Raw genomic sequence first — 16,891 nt, 5'->3', positions numbered from 1 at the left:
GAGAAGAACTATTTAAGGACGAATTACTCACTCAGAGAACAATTATATCACATACTCCATTATTGTAGACTTTGCCCTGCGGGGTGGAAATACTCCCAGACTTTTTGAGTTCTTGACAGACCTATACAGGCAATTATTTCCTCTTTTGGAGCTTCTTTGAGACGCTTTACCGACTTAAAGTGTTTTAGTAATGCTTCTTGTGTCTGTTTACCTACTCCGCTAATCTGTTCCAATTCGGAATGAATAGCACTAGCACTACGCTTTTGCCTATGAAAAGTAATCCCAAAACGATGTGCCTCATTACGCAAGTGCTGAATTACCTTAAGTGTTTCTGATTTTTTGTCCAAATACAGAGGAACAGAGTCACCTGGATAAAAGATTTCTTCCAAGCGCTTAGCTATTCCCACAATGGCTATTTTACCTCTTAAGTCCAAAAGTTCAAGAGCCTTAAGAGCAGCACTTAATTGTCCCTTCCCTCCATCTATAATAATAAGTTGAGGCAAAGGTTCTTCCTCATCCAACAAACGACGATAACGACGATAGACCACCTCCTCCATAGAAGCAAAGTCATTAGGTCCTTCTACAGTCTTTATATTGAAATGGCGATAATCCTTTTTGCTAGGTTTAGCATTCTTGAACACCACACATGCCGCTACTGGATTAGTTCCCTGAATATTAGAATTATCAAAACATTCTATATGAGCTGGGGGCTCAGAAAGGTGCAAATCCCGTTGCATTTGAGTAAGTAAGCGATTCGTATGCCTTTCAGGGTCAGTAATTTTTACCTGCTTAAACTTTTCCTGACGGTAGGCTTGTGCATTTCGTTCAGAAAGTTGTAGAAGTTGAAATTTTTCCCCTGCCTTAGGTATAGTAAGTTGTTCAGAAAGTTCCATACTCAGAGGAAAAGGTACAATAAGTTCCTTTGAATTGGACTTAAAACGTTCTCTGAGCTCTACAATTCCTAATTCGAGTAGTTCTTGATCGGTTTCTTCTAATTTTTTCTTCACTTCTAAGGTATGTCCACGTACAATAGCCCCATGGGCAACCTGTAAAAAATTAATATAAGCATATTCCTCATCTGAAACAATGGAAAATACATCTACATTATGGATTTTAGTACTCACTATCGTGGATTTTGATTGGTAATTTTCCAAACTCTCCAATTTAAGTTTAATCTCCTGTGCCTCTTCAAAACGAAATGCTTGAGCATGCTTAAGCATCTCTTCCTTAAAATAAGTAATAACTTCTTTAAGATTTCCCTTAAGTATCTCTTTGATTTGTTGAATATTATGATTATACTCTTCTTCTGTTTGTAAACCCTCACAGGGTCCTTTACAGTTTTTGATATGATATTCAAGACAAACCTTGTACTTTCCTTTGTCTATATTCTCTTGAGAGAGATCTAATCTACAATTGCGCAAAGGATATAGGTCTTTGATTAAGTCCAAAAGAGTACGTACTATTTTTAAATTTGTATAAGGTCCATAATAAGTACCTCCATCCTTATATACTTTTCGAGTAAAAAATACTCGGGGAAAACGCTCATTGGAAATGCATATCCATGGATAACTCTTTCCATCCTTGAGAAGAATATTATAACGTGGTTGATACTTCTTAATTAAATTATTTTCTAACAATAAAGCATCATTCTCAGTAGCTACTACAATATGTTCTATACGTACAATTTTGCTTACCAATACCCGTGTTTTAGGAGAATCATGTTCTTTATTGAAATAAGAAGATACACGTTTTTTAAGATTCTTTGCCTTACCTACATAAATAATAGTATCCGTATTATCAAAAAATTGATATACACCAGGATTATCAGGGAGCGTTTGCACTTGAAGGCTTATATCAGTCATCATCAGTTATTACTTTTTCAAAATGCAAAGATAAAAATTTTACACGGGTGGAAAGATAATTTTTTCAACTTATTTGGTGGCCTTAAAAAGATATTTTTGTAATTTTGCAGACTGGAAGAGTTGTTTCAAAAATACAAAAATGAATCACACTTATTTTATCACAGGTATCTCTACTGAAGTAGGAAAAACTATCACTTCAGCCATAGTAGTGGAAGCCCTTGAGGCAGATTATTGGAAACCTATACAATCGGGTGATAAACATGCATCCGATACTATGAAAGTACAGTCCTTAATTTCCAACTCACAAACACATTTTTTCCCTTCCAGCTATGAATTTGAGTACCCTGCTAGCCCACATCTCTCAGCACAAATGGAAGGAGTTACCATTAAAATGGAAAACATTATTCGCCCCACAACTTCTCATTCTTTAGTAATAGAAGCAGCGGGAGGACTTTTTGTTCCTCTTAATGACCATAATATTATGATGGACTTGATTAAGCCTTCCGATAGAGTAATCCTAGTCTCTCGCCACTATTTAGGAAGTATTAACCATACTCTTCTCTCTTTAGAAGCTTTAAAAAGCAGAGGACTCTCTGTATATGGAATTATTTTCAGTGGAAATGAGAATCCTTCTACTGAATCATGGATAGCCTCCTATGCAAATACACCTATCTTGGGAAGAATAGAGGAAGAACCTAATTTTGATAAAGAAACTATAAAAAAATATGCCCAATTATTCAAACCTGAACTTTAAAAGAATGAAGATGTTATAAACAATAGAAAGATTATTGTTAGTAACTATTTTTAAGCTAAATAAGTGTAACACTATCTCTTTGATTAAAAAATAATTAGACTCTGTATTTATCAATAGTGAGAAATACAAACTAAATCTTAAAAAGAACATTACATAGTTAAATAAAGTATAAAAATCATATATTTGCACAATTTTTGCGAGTAGAATAATCTTTGACTACAACAACAACACTAAAATAATGAAAAGAAAAACAAAACTTTTAAGAGCTATTGGTCTTACAATGGCATTGGTTACTACCATGTTATTGCATTCTAAAATGAGCCATTTCTCTATAGATTCTTCTATGAATACTCCTAATGAGAAGAACATTGATGCTAAGGAAGAGGAAGCTCCTAAAGAATATGAGAATATATACAACCCAAAAGCACTAGAACCTTTCTTTGAGAAATTAAATGCCTTAGATATACGCAAGGATAGAAAGCTAAATATTGTCCATATTGGAGATTCACATATTCAAGGCGATGCAATGACCAATCAAGTACGCCAACGCTTCCAGTCTCAATTTGGGAATGGTGGTTTGGGGATTGTTTTCCCTTATTCACTGATGCGCACTAATGGAGAACACAATGTCCGCTTCTCCTCAAATATCACTTGGGATAGCCAAAAGAATACTAGTAAAACAGATACTGATGCTATAGGAATTACAGGGTATTCTTTGCTTACTAATAATAAAAACTTTGTTATAGAACTTAATTTAAAAAACAAGGATTATTCCTTCAATACTTTAAGAATACTTACCCCAAATAATAAACATTTGTTTGATTTGGCTACCAGTAGAACAGGTATTTCTATAAAGCCTATAAAAACACCCCCTACACAAATAACCCACAAAACACTCTCTCATAAAGTACAAAAGGGAGAAACGCTCTATGCTTTATCTAGAAAATATAAAACTACAGAGAGTAAAATACAATCTCTCAACCACCTAAAAGGGACAACTATCCGTGAAGGAGCTATATTGAAAATTCCTACTGAAGAGAAAATAGTGAGTAACTATCCTACCTCTCAACCCGTAAACTTAGACAGTTTTGATATTCTCTCCAATAGTGAATCCTCTTATGGATATACATATAATAATTTAGAAGGGCTTAATAAAATATATTTAACTCCTAATACAGAGAACAATACATTTGCTCTTAATGGCATTATTCTAGAGAATGATCAAAATGGAGTTATCTATCATACTATTGGAGTGAATGGCGCTCGCTTCTCTGATTATAACAGATGTAATCTGTTCTTTGAACAAATACAAGCTTTACATCCTGATTTAATCATTGTTTCCTTAGGTACTAATGAGACTTTTGGAAAACTCTCTGCTGAGAATTACGATAAGCAGGTGGAGATTTTTATTGAGCAAATTCGTTCCCATTATGGTGATTGTCCTATTTTACTAACCTCACCTCCTCCTTCCTTATTTAAAAAGAAATTACCTAATCCCTTATGTGAGCAATATACTAATATTCTAATTGATAATTCTGTAAAAGTAAACTATGGAGTATTTGATCTCTATAACTTACTTGGAGGAAGTCAAGCTATGTCTCAGCTTATTGCTCAAAATCTAATCGCTAATGACCGTGTACACTATACTCATGAAGGATATATAGAACAAGGAGGAATGCTTTTTGATGCCCTTATGAGTAACTACTTAAAATATAAAAATCAGCAAAAATAACCTATTCCTTTGAAGATAGAAGATTTGTACCTTTGGGTACTTGAGAATTGCTCCATGGAGCATATTAAAAATTGGTTTATTTATGATAAAAATCATCCTTTGCTATTTAATAGCAGTCTATTTTTGGGGATGTTTTTGGTCTTTTACCTAGTATATATCCTTACCAAAAAGCATACTCACTTCCGCACAGTGTATGTAGTACTATTTTCTCTTTTCTTCTATTATAAGGCTGGAGGGAATTACTTTATATTATTACTCATTTCTTCCCTATTGAATTACTTTTTCGCAGGACAAATACATAAAAGTAATCATAAGGGAACACAAAGATTCTTTTTAATACTTAGCTCTGTTGTGAATCTTGGTATATTAGGGTACTTCAAATACACTAATTTTCTTATAGATAGCTTTAATAATCTTTTTCATGGTAGCTTTGCCTTCAAGGATATAGTTCTGCCTATAGGTATCTCCTTCTATACTTTTCAAACTATGAGCTACACTATAGATGTATATAGGAAAGAAATAGAACCCGCTAAATCTCTCTTAGATTTTACTTTCTTTGTAAGTTTTTTTCCTCAATTGGTAGCTGGTCCTATTGTGAGAGCTAAGGATTTTATTCCTCAAATTTATAAAAAAATAACTCTCACTAAGGAAGAGACTTCTCTTGCTTTATTCCTCATTATTGGAGGGCTTCTCAAGAAAGCCATTATCTCGGATTATATATCCATCAACTTTGTTGATAGGATATTTGATGCTCCTAATAGTTATACATCCTTTGAGAATTTAATGGCTGTATATGGGTATTCTTTACAGATTTATTGTGATTTTTCTGGGTACTCGGACATGGCAATTGGACTGGCTCTTCTGATGGGATTCACCCTTCCTGTGAATTTCCGTACCCCTTATCAGTCAAAGAATATTACTGAATTCTGGCGTCGTTGGCATATTTCACTTTCCACATGGCTTAAGGACTACTTATACATTCCTTTAGGAGGAAATCGCAAGGGTTCCTTTTGGGGATATTTTTTCTCCTCCTTATTTTTCATAGCTACAATTTATTGGGCTTTTCTTCATGGGGAAGAAAGTCTTATTCCTTTATTAGCTGTCTTAGGAATCATCATTCTTTTTGAACTTTCCATTTTACTTTCTCCAGATAAGGCAAAATCCTTAAGAAGTCATTTTAATCAGTTAACCACTATGCTCTTAGGAGGGCTCTGGCATGGAGCCAATTTACGCTTTATTATATGGGGTGCTTTGCATGGATTAGCATTATCTTTTCATAAATCTTTTAAAGAAATCTTTCCTGAAAAAGAATCTGAAAAGAAAACCGTAATCAAACGATTATTCTCCATTATATCTATCATTATTACCTTCCATTTTGTTGCTTTCTGTTGGATATTCTTCCGTGCGAAGGATTTTTCTATTGCCATGACTATCATTGAAAATATCAAGCATCTTACTTTTGTTCCTCAACAATGGCTAACAATTATTGAAGGATATCAGAATATATTCATACTATTAGTTATAGGTTTTGTATGGCATTTTTTTCCTGAAAAATGGAATCTTTTTATGCGAAAAACTTTTCAAAAATCCCCTTTACTTTTTAAGGCTCTCATTCTTGCTTTTGTCTTTTGGATAGTATTTGCTACTGCATCTGCGGGTCCTCAGCCCTTTATCTACTTCCAATTCTAGGAAAACAAAAATTGTTTTTACTTGTAAAATATTTGTAATCATACAATTGTATTTTTTCACATAAAAAAAATATATATTTTTGTGCAAACCTATTGCAGATTAAAAAATTTATTGTACTTTTGCACTCGCAATTGAGCAATATTTTAAAGGTTCAATGGTCCGTTCGTCTAGGGGTTAGGACGCAAGGTTTTCATCCTTGTAACAGGGGTTCGATTCCCCTACGGACTACTTAATTATGTTTTCATTTGCAGGTCCGTTCGTCTAGGGGTTAGGACGCAAGGTTTTCATCCTTGTAACAGGGGTTCGATTCCCCTACGGACTACTCTATTTTTTACTAAATACCACTTTTTAATTAAGATAAGAAATGGCAAATCATAAGTCAGCAATTAAGAGAATCAGAAGAAATGAGGCTGCACGCCTTAGAAATCGTTATCAACATAAAACAACTCGTAACGCTATTAAACGCTTGCGTACTACTACTGATGTAGCTGTTGCAAGAGAATTGTTACCTACTGTAGTTTCTATGATTGATAAATTGGCAAAAAGAAATATTATCCACAAAAATAAAGCGGGTAATCTTAAAAGTAGCCTAATGAAGCATGTGAATTCATTAGTAGCTTAAGATAGGAATCATTTGCTCATAGTGAAATATTTAAAATTACTACTATTTAAAGAGGCTCTCACAGAAGCCTCTTTAATGCTTTAGTATATTCTCAAATCCCCTTATAATAAGAGTATATTTTTTCCTGTGAAGATTTTTCATTCTTACAGCGTGAGCGATAAGTATTATTCTGTTCCTTATCAATAATACGCGCTTTGACACTCTCCTCCCATGCCAAGTGAAAAGTATCCCATAATTGCTTTTGAATATTTTTCTGATAAATAGGACAAGAGACCTCTACCCTATTATTAAGGTTCCGAGACATCCAATCTGCTGAAGAAATATAATAAATAGGTTGTCCATTATTTCCAAAAATATATAGTCGAGAGTGTTCTAAAAATCTATCAACAATACTAATTACTTCTATATTTTCACTTAATCCCTTTACCTTAGGAAGTAAACAACATACTCCACGAACAATCATTTGTATTTTCACCCCAGCCTGACTGGCTTCATAAAGCTTTTCTATCATCTCAAAACTAGTAATTCCATTCATTTTCAACTTCAAAAAAGCTTCCTTTCCTTCTTTAGCTAATCTAATCTCTTGATCTATAAGATTCAAGAAAGAATTCTTTGTATAATGTGGAGAAACTAATAAATGCTTATATTGAAATACTTGAAAAGGAGTGTCAAAAAACTCAAATACCCGATTTACATCTGCTAATATTTCTTGATTAGCAGTGAAAAGAGTATAATCCGTATATATCTTTGCTGAAGTTTCATTAAAATTTCCTGTACTAATAAAACCATAACGATAAATCTCTCCATTTTCTTCTCTTTCTATTACTCCTATTTTACTATGTACTTTTAACCCCCGTATTCCAAATATTATCTGTACACCTTCTCTCTGTAGTAATTCAGCATATTGTATATTAGCTGTTTCATCAAATCTTGCTTGAAGTTCTATTTGAACTGTTACTTGTTTCCCATTCTTCACAGCATTAATCAAGGAACTAATTACTTGTGATTGTTTTGCTAATCGATAAATAGTAATCTTAATTGATTTCACTTTGGGATCAAGGGCAGCTTCTCTTAAAAAGCGAATAAGGTATGAAAAACTATGATAAGGTGTATTTTGCAAATAATCCCGCTCAGCTATTTGAGATAAAAGACTTTTTTCCACTCTAAAATTTTTAATAGGACAAGCTGTGAAAGGAAGATATAAAAGATCTTTATGACCGCAATCAGGAAAGTTCATATAATCACGGCGATTATGATAACGTCCTCCTGCAATAACACTATCTGTAGGCTGTATTCCCATCCTTTCTTTTAAGAACTGTAGCATGTTATTATCTATAAGCTTATCATAGATAAAGCGTACAGGTTCTGCCCTTTTACGTCCCTCTACACTATTAGAAATTTTTTCAACAAAACTCTTATTAAGGTCGGTATCCAAATCTAACTCTGCATTACGTGTAATCTTGATCATATAAGCAGAAATATCCTTACAAGGGAAAATATAGAAATGAGTAGTTAAACAAAATCGTATAACATCATCTAGCAATATGATATAAGTACATTCATTAATAGAAGGCAATACAATGAAGCGTTCTAATGTTTTAGGAAGTTCTATAAGAGCATATTGTTTCTTAAGTTTATCCATACCTTCTGAAGGAAGCAACATGCGAACCGCCAAGTAAGCTACATCATCCTTAAGGGTAGGAATAGCCTCTACCTCATTAAGAATAATAGTAAAGAGAGCAGGACTGATTGTATTAATAAAATAATCTCTCACATAATCAATATGCTCAGGTAAGATTTCCTTCTCATTAATTATATAAATATTTTCTTTTTTCAACTCTTGAGTAATGGATTCAAGAATATCAAGACTCTTTTGTTGAAGTATATTTACTTGATTATTAATCTGCTCTAAAAGAATACTTCTTTCATTATGCTTAATAACGGCATAACGTACTCTAAAGAATTCATCTAAATTGTTAGAAAAAATTCCCACAAACCGCAAACGTTCTATCAAAGGATTCCTATGGTCGGCTGCTTCCTGCAATACACGTTCATTAAAAGAAAGCCAACTAAGATCTCTGTTAAGCATAAAAGAATTTCTTTTCCGTTTCATTTTATATCTTTATAATTGTTTGTCTAATAAGGCAATAATACTTACTGCTTGCTCATAATCATTATTTATATCTGCTTGTGTATAAGGTGAATACCTTGCTTTTTCACAATTAGATAGTAATTGTAAGAAATCTTCTACTATCTTATCATCTACCTCTCTATCCATTAATAGATCCTGAATTTTATCCTTACTAAGCTCTGTTGTTTCTATATGTAACTTAGCCTTAAGATAAGTATGCAATCCCCTTTCCAGTGCTTCATAGAAGGCATCTTTATCATGTAGATTTCTTTTTGCTGCGGAAAGATATTTCTTAGCCAAACGATTAGTCTTACGAATTCTATTCTCTTGAGAATCCATATTCCGCTTATGATAAATATAGCTAAACAAAATTGCCAATGGTATCAAAAGTAAAGGTAAAAGCCAAAGTAAATAGAATGATATAGAACCAAAGAAAATGTGTTTAGCTATGGGAAGTAATTTTGTATTCGTCATCAAAGGTTGGAACTGTCCTTGCTGTATTTGACCATACATACTTCCCTCCTCCTGAGCTTTGTATTCTTCTCCATTGAGTACTTCAATAGTAAAGCCATCAGCCGTAACTGTTTCATATTTTTGTGTATCAGGATTAAAAAAGGTAAAACTCAATGGAGGTATGGGGAATTTTCCTTTGTACTGAGGTACAATTGTATAACTATGAGTTATATCCCCACTCATTCCTGATAAGGAATTATTTAAATGTTCTATTTCTTTTGGTTCATATACTTCTAAGGCAGGAGGAAAAGCCAATTTAGGCATATCAAAAAGCCTGAAATTTCCCTTCCCTGATATAATAACCTCTCCTATAGAAGTTTCTTTAGCATTCATTTTTTGAGTAGGAAAATTTATTGATAAAGAAAATTTTCCTACAGCTCCTGAAAAGTTAGCAGGCTTTCCTTCTTCTGGTAAAGGGAGAACATTTATTTTTGTAGAAACTGTTTGAAGAGTCCTACTACGAGTTACATAGGAACGATTCCCAAAAAAATCTACCTGATTGGAAGGAAGTTGTAGTACGAATGAAATAGAGAGAGGATCTATTGTTTGCTCTCCTGCTTGCTGAGGATATAATAATACTTGTTTTAGCGTCACACAGCGATAATGCTTTCCATTACGTACAACTTCAGTTACTTGCAATTTATCTAAAAGTTGTTGATTCCAAAAGTTTGCATAACGTGGCTCCTCTATATTTTCAAATCCTGCTATACCAAACTGAGAAGCTATATATAATTTATAAGTAATAGTAATTGGCTCATTAACATAAACTTGTCTTTTTGAGACTTCTGCTGTCATAAAAAGTTGTTCAGAAGTAGGTTCTATCACTTCTGCTGGCTGCGTATCTTCTGTTCCAAAGGGATCAAATCCAAAAGGGAAATTACCAAAAGGATTATTACCAAAAGGAGAAGTAGGAGGCGTTGTTTGTGCATTACGAGGATTAGCTACGGCATTAGTTACCTCTATAGTAATAGGCTTTGTCTTGTATTCCTTGCCATCAATAATCACAGATGCCGCTCCTATAGTAAGTCTTCCTTTCTTTTTAGGAAGAAGCATATATGTATAAGTCTTTGAAAAACTACGAACCCCATTTATCCAAGAATTGGATATCGATTGTGTAGGTCCTGTAACCTCAAAATTTTCAAAAGAAGGAGCTACAAAATTATCCCCTTCTTTATTCATTGTAAAATCTATGCGAAGACGTTCATTTTCTCCTAATGATTTACGAGAAGGTTCTGCCTTAAATGAGACTTCCTGCGCAAAAAATACCGTAGTTGAAAAAAATAATATATAAAATAAGAAATTACGCATAAATAACTAATTCTAAATGACATAAAGATCGGTCAGATAATTATCCAATTACTTACCAATCTTTTTTATTTGTACGAATAGGAGTTCCTTTTATCTTCTTAGCATTAAGTTTTTCTTGTGTTTTTTTCTCTTCATTATTTATAGCATTAAGAATACGATTTATTTGTTCTGAAGAAAGTTCTCCTTCTTGTTTACCATTATTAGATTGTGGTTGCCTATTATCCTGAGGAGTATCCTCATTTTTTGGATTATCTTGTGAATTATTCTTATCCTGTTCTGGACTTCCTTGATTTTTATCGTCCTTATCTTGGTTCTTATTATCTTTATTTTGATCCTTATTATCCTTATTTTGATTCTTATTATCTTTATTTTGATCCTTATTATCTTTATTTTGATCCTTATTATCTTTATTTTGATCCTTATTATCTTTATTTTGATCCTTATTATCTTTATTTTGATCCTTATTATCTTTATTTTGATCCTTATTATCTTTATTTTGATCCTTATTATCCTTGTTGTCCTTATTTTGGTTTTGCTGCTTTTTCAACATTTCTTTAGCAAGAGCAAAATTATATCGAGTCTCATCATCTGTAGAATCATTACGCAAAGCTTCCTTATAGTATTGTACAGCATCTTCATACCTCTTATCCTTCATAGCAAGATTTCCTAAATTATGAAAAGCCTTGTGCTTTTCTTCTTTATTTGCTTTTTTATTCACAGAGACTTCTCTATAATAATTAGCCGCTTCCTTATATGCTTCTTGAGAAAAAAGCACATCTCCCATGTTATATTGTGCTAATGCATTATTTTTATCTTTGGAAATTGACTTTCGGTAATCTACCTCTGATTGTAGCACTTTATGCGCCTTATGTGCCTTGTAGGCATCATAAGCATATTCTTGTGATTGTATTTCTGCTTTTCGAATTTTCTTTAATTCTTCTTTTGAGAACTCTTCAGAAGCATTTTTTTGAGCAAATACAAGTAGAGGTAAAAATATAAATATCTGTAAGTGTGCTTTTTTCATATCAAAAATAAATATTTAGTTCTTTGGCACAAAAGTACAACATTATTCTTACAAAAATTCTTTTTTGTCTTTATTTTAAGAATTTGAGTAGATATATACTACACATATTATTAAATAATTTTTTATTTTCTATTATTTTATGCAAAAGAGGCTACCCTCTTCGGACAGCCTCCCTTAAAATTCAAATATTATATCAAGTAAAATAATTTATACTTTTATGGATAATAAGTAATCTCTCTCTCTAAAAAACTCTTAGGAAATTGGTTGATATATTCTATACGTTCAATCCAGTTCCCATTATCATCAAATTTATATTCATAATATCGTTCTTCCAAAAACACTCCTTTTCCATCATAATATTTTATTTCTTTTTCATTTCCCTTATCATCATAAGTAATAACACTTTTTCGGGTAGGGATATTATTGCTATTATAAATTTCTATCTCGGAGATACGCCCCAACTTATCATACTTATAAGTGGTACAATTATCTACCTGAGTTTCAGAGCTAGTATATTGGCACATTTTAGCTAACTTTCCTGTTTTAGCATCATAGTCATAGGTATACTTAGAACCAAAAGATTTATCTTTCTTAATCCAAGTTTCATCAAGCATACGTCCTTTTGCATCATTTTTGTAAAGATAGGAATCATTGAGTTCTCCTGTAGGGCTATAGCTATTATATGCTGTCTTAAATCCTTTATTGTCATATACATAAAGGAATTTCATCTGCAACTTTCCATAAGAATTATAGAGATCTCGAGAAGTACGTTTACCTTTCTCATCATATCTATAGATGACTTTTTGACTAAGTTGTCCTACCTTATTGTAAGTATTATTTTCCTTTTTATATCCTTGTTCATCAAAAACAATAACTACATCTCCTTTCCAAAAATCTTGCTTATTTCCTTTAGTTATTTTACCAAAATAATCTACCAACTTATAGGGTGTGATTTTAAAAGTCTTTACTTTTCCATAAAGATTCATATCTTTTAAGTGATTTTGACTTTGTCGCAAAGATGTCGTTTGTGCAAATACACACTGTAATCCACCTATTATAAGTAATAGAAAAATTTTTACTTTCATTTTGTCTTCGTTTAATGGTATTAATTTCTTTGCAAAAATATATAATTTTTATTCGTTCATTAAAAATATTTTAGAAAAGTTATGAATATTCCATCAAATATTTTATTTATGATTTATTTATGAAAATAAATAAATTCTTTAATTATCATTAATATTAACAGAATACCCTTTGATAAGAAATTTTTCTAAAAGAGAAATCTTTTTTAACTAATAAAAACTACTAAATTTATATATTATTTTCTTTAATCAATCATAACTGAACAGACTATTTAAGAAAATAATATATTCACAATTAAAGAAATCTTTAATTATATTTATATCCAAATTAACATTTATTTCTTCTGTGTATCATTTTGTTGTTGCACTGGAGTAGTAGGAACTTGTTGTTGAGTAGGTACTGGTGCTTTCACATCATCAAAAATACTTGAACCTTGTGATTGATGGTTACCACTAAGAATTAAATTACTAATAAGCGAAAGAACAATTAGAGCTACTCCTAATGTCCACGTACTTGTATTTAAGAAATCTCCTGTCTTTTTTACCCCACCTATCACTTGTGCATTCCCACCAAAAGAAGAAGAGAGTCCTCCACTTTTAGGTTGTTGTACCATAATAACAAGTACTAATAAAAAGGATACCAATAAGATAACCCCCAAAACGATGTTAAATGTTAGCATAATTCTATAATTTATTTATTCTGTAATTTTCTAATAATTGCTATTTGATCAGCAAAATATGTACTCTTAGCTGGATTCTTTAGCATTAATATCTGATAGGCTTGAATAGCTTCCGCATATTTTCCTTGTTCCAGATATACTTTAGCCAAAGTCTCTGTCATGAATTGTCGTCCGATATCTTTCTTCTCCACAATTTCTATTGTAGGCTCGTAATCTTTACTTACTTCTATTTTCGGATTACTCTCTAGGAATTTATCTATTAAATCAAATTTTTTAGCTCTCGCATCCCCTTCTTCAAATACATTCTTATCCACAAAAGGTAATTCTATAGAAGCTGTCTTAGTGGCTTTCCTATCAATAGGTTTATATCGTGTAACCTCTAACCATTTAGCAAAAGAATGCTTATCTGTCCTCTGAAAATCAATAGGCTTTCCTAAATGGAGTGCTTCTTCCTGTGCTCGTGTTTGCTCGGAGGTAGGTATATATTCTCCTTCTATATCATTCTTAAACCTATCCTTGTCCTGCGGCGGAGGAATTGGATAAAATTCCTTTTTCTCAAACACATCCTCACTTACATAAGTGGTAAATTCTGATGGAATAACCTCATCCGCATAAGCCTTAGGCATATTACTTTTTTTGAAAAAATCTTTCTTCTCCTTGAAAGAAGAAGAGGTGATAAAATCAAATAACAATGTCCTATTCCCTATATGAGCAGCCGTAATCTTCAACTCTTTATTATATCGATAGCTCTCTTGAGCATATAATATTTTTAAATAAATTGCCTTTACTACCTGAAAATAAGGATACTCATGTATAATATTCTCCAGTTCATACACCTGCGAGAGTGTAATTTGGTTAGGATGTTTAAGTATATATGATAATTCTGTTGCTTTCATTACCAATTTGCCAAAGAGGCATTAAAAATATCCTGACCTATTCTCTCAAAAATAGCCTCAAAAGCACTACTTTTCACTGCGCTAAGCTGCGTGTTGGCAGGAAAATCATAGTAATGAGAGAACGACTTCTCAAAGTCTTTATCGGACTCCTTATTATTTGTAAAACGTACATTAATAGTCACCGTTAATCTGTTTTGGGCAGCTCTCTGTTCTGCATTGGCTGCCATAGGTGCAATAGTAAAGTTAATAATCTCCCCTTCATATACCAAATCTCCATTACTATTGGTCAGAGACAGATTCGTTTGATTATTTATTAGATCTTGTAAATAAAACGTAAAATCTCTATCCATCCCTGGTTCAATCAAAGGTGCTCTATTCTGAAAAAAATTCACCTGGAAAGTCTTTGCACTACCCGTACTCCCTCCTGTGAAATTATAGATCCCACAAGAAGAAAAATAAAAAAATAAACAGAGAATTACAATAATTCTTTTCAAAAGAAATTTTTCGGCAAAATTACAACTAAATTTTAAATAAAAAAAATTTTTTATATCTTTGCACTCAGAAATTATTCCTGATAAGCATGTCCAACAGTAAAATAGAAAATAATACTTCTGATATTGAACTCACACCTGAACTTAAGCGATTACAAAACACTTCTAACCCCTTAAAAATATTTAAGGAAATGAGCCTATTAGGAATTAACTCTGGAGTAAAATCTGTAAAAAATATATTATTCTTTACAACATTAAATCTCATTTTCTTTTTTGCAGGAATATATCTACTTTTTAATGGTTCTTTTACATATAAAAAACTATTTTTTTTACTTCTCATTGTAGGAATAGGCACTTTATTTGTATTTATTGCCTTCAAAAAGGTATTTGATTTGCTCAAGATAGAATATGCTTCTTATCTTTTTAATCAATTCCAATCTTATATTCACAGAATATTTGAAGGTGTTTTTCAAAAAGCAGAAAGTACTACTGAAAAAATTATCAGTAAAAAACAGATCAATGATACTTTTCAACACTTTCTACCTGAAATCCCTAAAGTTTTCCAAAAACCACTACTCTTTGTATTATCCTTTACTCCTATGGTAGGCTTTGTAGCAGATATATATGCCACTCCCACGCTTAATTCTCACCAGAGGAAAAGTGATGCCCTATATGAAAAAGTACAACTCTATATGCAAAACAGTGTAGAGGAAGAACGTCGTGGATATTGGGTTATTTGGGGACTGCTTATCAATGCACTCCTACAAGGACTTCTATTATATTGGTTATAATAAATCAGACTGAAATGACACAAAAAAAACTTCCCTCACTATTAGGTGGGGCTATGATTATTGCCGGTACTGCTATTGGAGCTGGGATGCTTGCCAATCCTACCTCCACTGCCGGAATATGGTTTGTAGGCTCAGTAATTATCCTTTTTTATACTTGGTTCTGTATGACCACTTCCGGACTTATGCTCTTGGAAGCCAATCTCCATTACCCCACAGGAGCAAGTTTTGATACCATTGTTACCGATTTACTTGGAAAGCGATGGAATTTTCTCAACGGACTTTCCGTGGCTTTTGTACTCTATATCTTAACGTATGCTTATATTACCTCTGGAGGAAGTATTACTGAAAATGCTATCAATAGCCTACAGAAAGAAATACAAATCTCTAAAAGTACAGGCTCTTTGCTTTTCTGCCTCGTATTAGCCCTTTTCGTATGGCTTTCTACGAAGGCTGTAGATAGGTTAAGTACTATTCTTATCGGAGGTATGATTATCGCTTTCTTCCTTTCAACGACCGGACTACTCTCTTCGGTAAATGGAAGCACATTATTGGATACTCAAAATGAAAATGCCCCTGCACATCTCCCTTACTTCCTTACAGCACTACCTGTATGTTTAGTTTCTTTCGGCTTTCACGGAAATGTCCCCAGCTTGGTCAAATACTATAACCGAAATAGTCGTCGAGTGATACAATCCATCTTTATTGGTACACTTTTAGCACTCTTTATCTATATACTATGGCAAATGGCTGTACAAGGAAATTTACCAAGAGAAAAATTTGCTCCTGTAATCGCCAAAGATGGTGATGTAGCAACTCTCTTAGAGGTCTTAGATAAATACATATCCATTCAATATATAGGTATCGCTCTGAGTTTCTTCGCTTATATGGCTATTGCCAGTTCTTTCTTAGGGGTTACTTTAGGACTCTTTGATTATATAGCTGATTTGCTGAAGTTCTCAGATACTCCTTGGGGGAGAACTAAGACAGCTTTGCTTACCTTTCTTCCCCCCTTATTGCTGAGTTTACAATTTCCCTATGGTTTTGTCATTGCCATTGGATATGCAGGATTAGCAGCTACGCTTTGGGCTGTTATTGTCCCCGCCTTATTAGCACGTGCCAGTCGTAAGAAGTTCCCAAAATCCTCCTATAGGGTATATGGTGGAAAGGGAATGATCTATTTTATTATTCTCTTTGGACTTATCAATATATTTGCTCAAATAGGTATACAAATGGGGATAATTCCTGTTTTCACAGGTAATTAGAAAAAGTTAAAATATCCTAATTCTTAAATTCTATAATCCCTAAATTTTAAATAA

Annotated in this window: 14 protein-coding genes and 2 tRNA genes; 8 read left to right on the top strand and 8 right to left on the bottom strand. The window is 32.7% G+C overall.

Features of this window, described 5'->3' with window-relative positions:
* Positions 1-59 precede the first annotated feature (59 nt).
* Positions 60-1,865 (bottom strand): excinuclease ABC subunit UvrC, encoded by a 1,806-nt coding sequence (gene uvrC / locus HMPREF9071_RS05760; RefSeq protein WP_040358044.1) that lies wholly within the window; start codon positions 1,863-1,865, stop codon positions 60-62.
* 136 nt (positions 1,866-2,001) lie between these two features.
* Between uvrC and bioD the strand changes: the two genes are divergently transcribed.
* The 6 genes from bioD to rpsT all read left to right on the top strand — a co-directional run bounded on the left by bioD (position 2,002) and on the right by rpsT (position 6,659).
* A complete protein-coding gene (gene bioD, locus HMPREF9071_RS05755) occupies positions 2,002-2,616 on the top strand; it encodes a dethiobiotin synthase (protein WP_040358043.1) in 615 nt (204 codons plus the stop codon).
* A 238-nt stretch (positions 2,617-2,854) separates the two neighbouring features.
* Complete coding sequence (locus HMPREF9071_RS05750) at positions 2,855-4,348, top strand: LysM peptidoglycan-binding domain-containing protein (RefSeq protein WP_009745651.1); 1,494 nt, start codon at positions 2,855-2,857, stop codon at positions 4,346-4,348.
* A gap of 54 nt (positions 4,349-4,402) precedes the next feature.
* Entirely contained in the window at positions 4,403-6,037 is a 1,635-nt protein-coding gene (locus HMPREF9071_RS05745; RefSeq protein WP_173301496.1) for an MBOAT family protein, read from the top strand.
* Between the two features lie 156 nt (positions 6,038-6,193).
* Positions 6,194-6,265: transfer RNA gene (locus HMPREF9071_RS05740), tRNA-Glu, on the top strand.
* Positions 6,266-6,287: 22 nt separating this feature from the next.
* Positions 6,288-6,359 (top strand) — tRNA-Glu (locus HMPREF9071_RS05735).
* Between the two features lie 42 nt (positions 6,360-6,401).
* Positions 6,402-6,659 (top strand): 30S ribosomal protein S20, encoded by a 258-nt coding sequence (gene rpsT / locus HMPREF9071_RS05730; protein WP_009745649.1) that lies wholly within the window; start codon positions 6,402-6,404, stop codon positions 6,657-6,659.
* 91 nt (positions 6,660-6,750) lie between these two features.
* Here the strand turns inward: rpsT and ppk1 are convergent, their stop codons facing one another.
* From ppk1 to HMPREF9071_RS05695, 7 genes are all read right to left on the bottom strand, one after another.
* Positions 6,751-8,772 carry a polyphosphate kinase 1 gene (gene ppk1 / locus HMPREF9071_RS05725; RefSeq protein WP_009745648.1) on the bottom strand — a complete coding sequence of 674 codons (2,022 nt, stop codon included), beginning with the start codon at positions 8,770-8,772 and terminating at the stop codon, positions 6,751-6,753.
* A gap of 9 nt (positions 8,773-8,781) precedes the next feature.
* Positions 8,782-10,611 (bottom strand): BatD family protein, encoded by a 1,830-nt coding sequence (locus HMPREF9071_RS05720; RefSeq protein WP_009745647.1) that lies wholly within the window; start codon positions 10,609-10,611, stop codon positions 8,782-8,784.
* A gap of 52 nt (positions 10,612-10,663) precedes the next feature.
* On the bottom strand, positions 10,664-11,635 hold the full coding sequence (locus HMPREF9071_RS05715; RefSeq protein ID WP_009745646.1) for a tetratricopeptide repeat protein: 972 nt from the start codon (positions 11,633-11,635) through the stop codon (positions 10,664-10,666).
* Between the two features lie 215 nt (positions 11,636-11,850).
* Complete coding sequence (locus tag HMPREF9071_RS05710; RefSeq protein ID WP_009745645.1) at positions 11,851-12,720, bottom strand: hypothetical protein; 870 nt, start codon at positions 12,718-12,720, stop codon at positions 11,851-11,853.
* 332 nt (positions 12,721-13,052) lie between these two features.
* Entirely contained in the window at positions 13,053-13,397 is a 345-nt protein-coding gene (gene secG / locus HMPREF9071_RS05705; protein WP_009745644.1) for a preprotein translocase subunit SecG, read from the bottom strand.
* Between the two features lie 11 nt (positions 13,398-13,408).
* Positions 13,409-14,293, bottom strand: coding sequence for a hypothetical protein (locus HMPREF9071_RS05700; protein WP_009745643.1), 885 nt, complete (start codon positions 14,291-14,293; stop codon positions 13,409-13,411).
* A complete protein-coding gene (locus HMPREF9071_RS05695; protein WP_009745642.1) occupies positions 14,293-14,787 on the bottom strand; it encodes an LptE family protein in 495 nt (164 codons plus the stop codon). The genes HMPREF9071_RS05700 and HMPREF9071_RS05695 overlap by 1 nt, the downstream gene beginning before the upstream one ends.
* An 86-nt stretch (positions 14,788-14,873) precedes the next feature.
* Here HMPREF9071_RS05695 and HMPREF9071_RS05690 point away from each other — a divergent pair, with 86 nt between their 5' ends.
* Both HMPREF9071_RS05690 and mtr read left to right on the top strand, forming a co-directional pair.
* Positions 14,874-15,575, top strand: coding sequence for a hypothetical protein (locus HMPREF9071_RS05690; protein ID WP_009745641.1), 702 nt, complete (start codon positions 14,874-14,876; stop codon positions 15,573-15,575).
* Between the two features lie 14 nt (positions 15,576-15,589).
* Positions 15,590-16,837, top strand: coding sequence for a tryptophan permease (mtr, locus tag HMPREF9071_RS05685; protein ID WP_040358042.1), 1,248 nt, complete (start codon positions 15,590-15,592; stop codon positions 16,835-16,837).
* Positions 16,838-16,891: the final 54 nt, after the last annotated feature.

This window comes from Capnocytophaga sp. oral taxon 338 str. F0234 (assembly GCF_000192225.1).
Taxonomy (GTDB): Bacteria; Bacteroidota; Bacteroidia; order Flavobacteriales; family Flavobacteriaceae; genus Capnocytophaga.
This window is presented reverse-complemented; position numbering and strand designations above follow the sequence as displayed.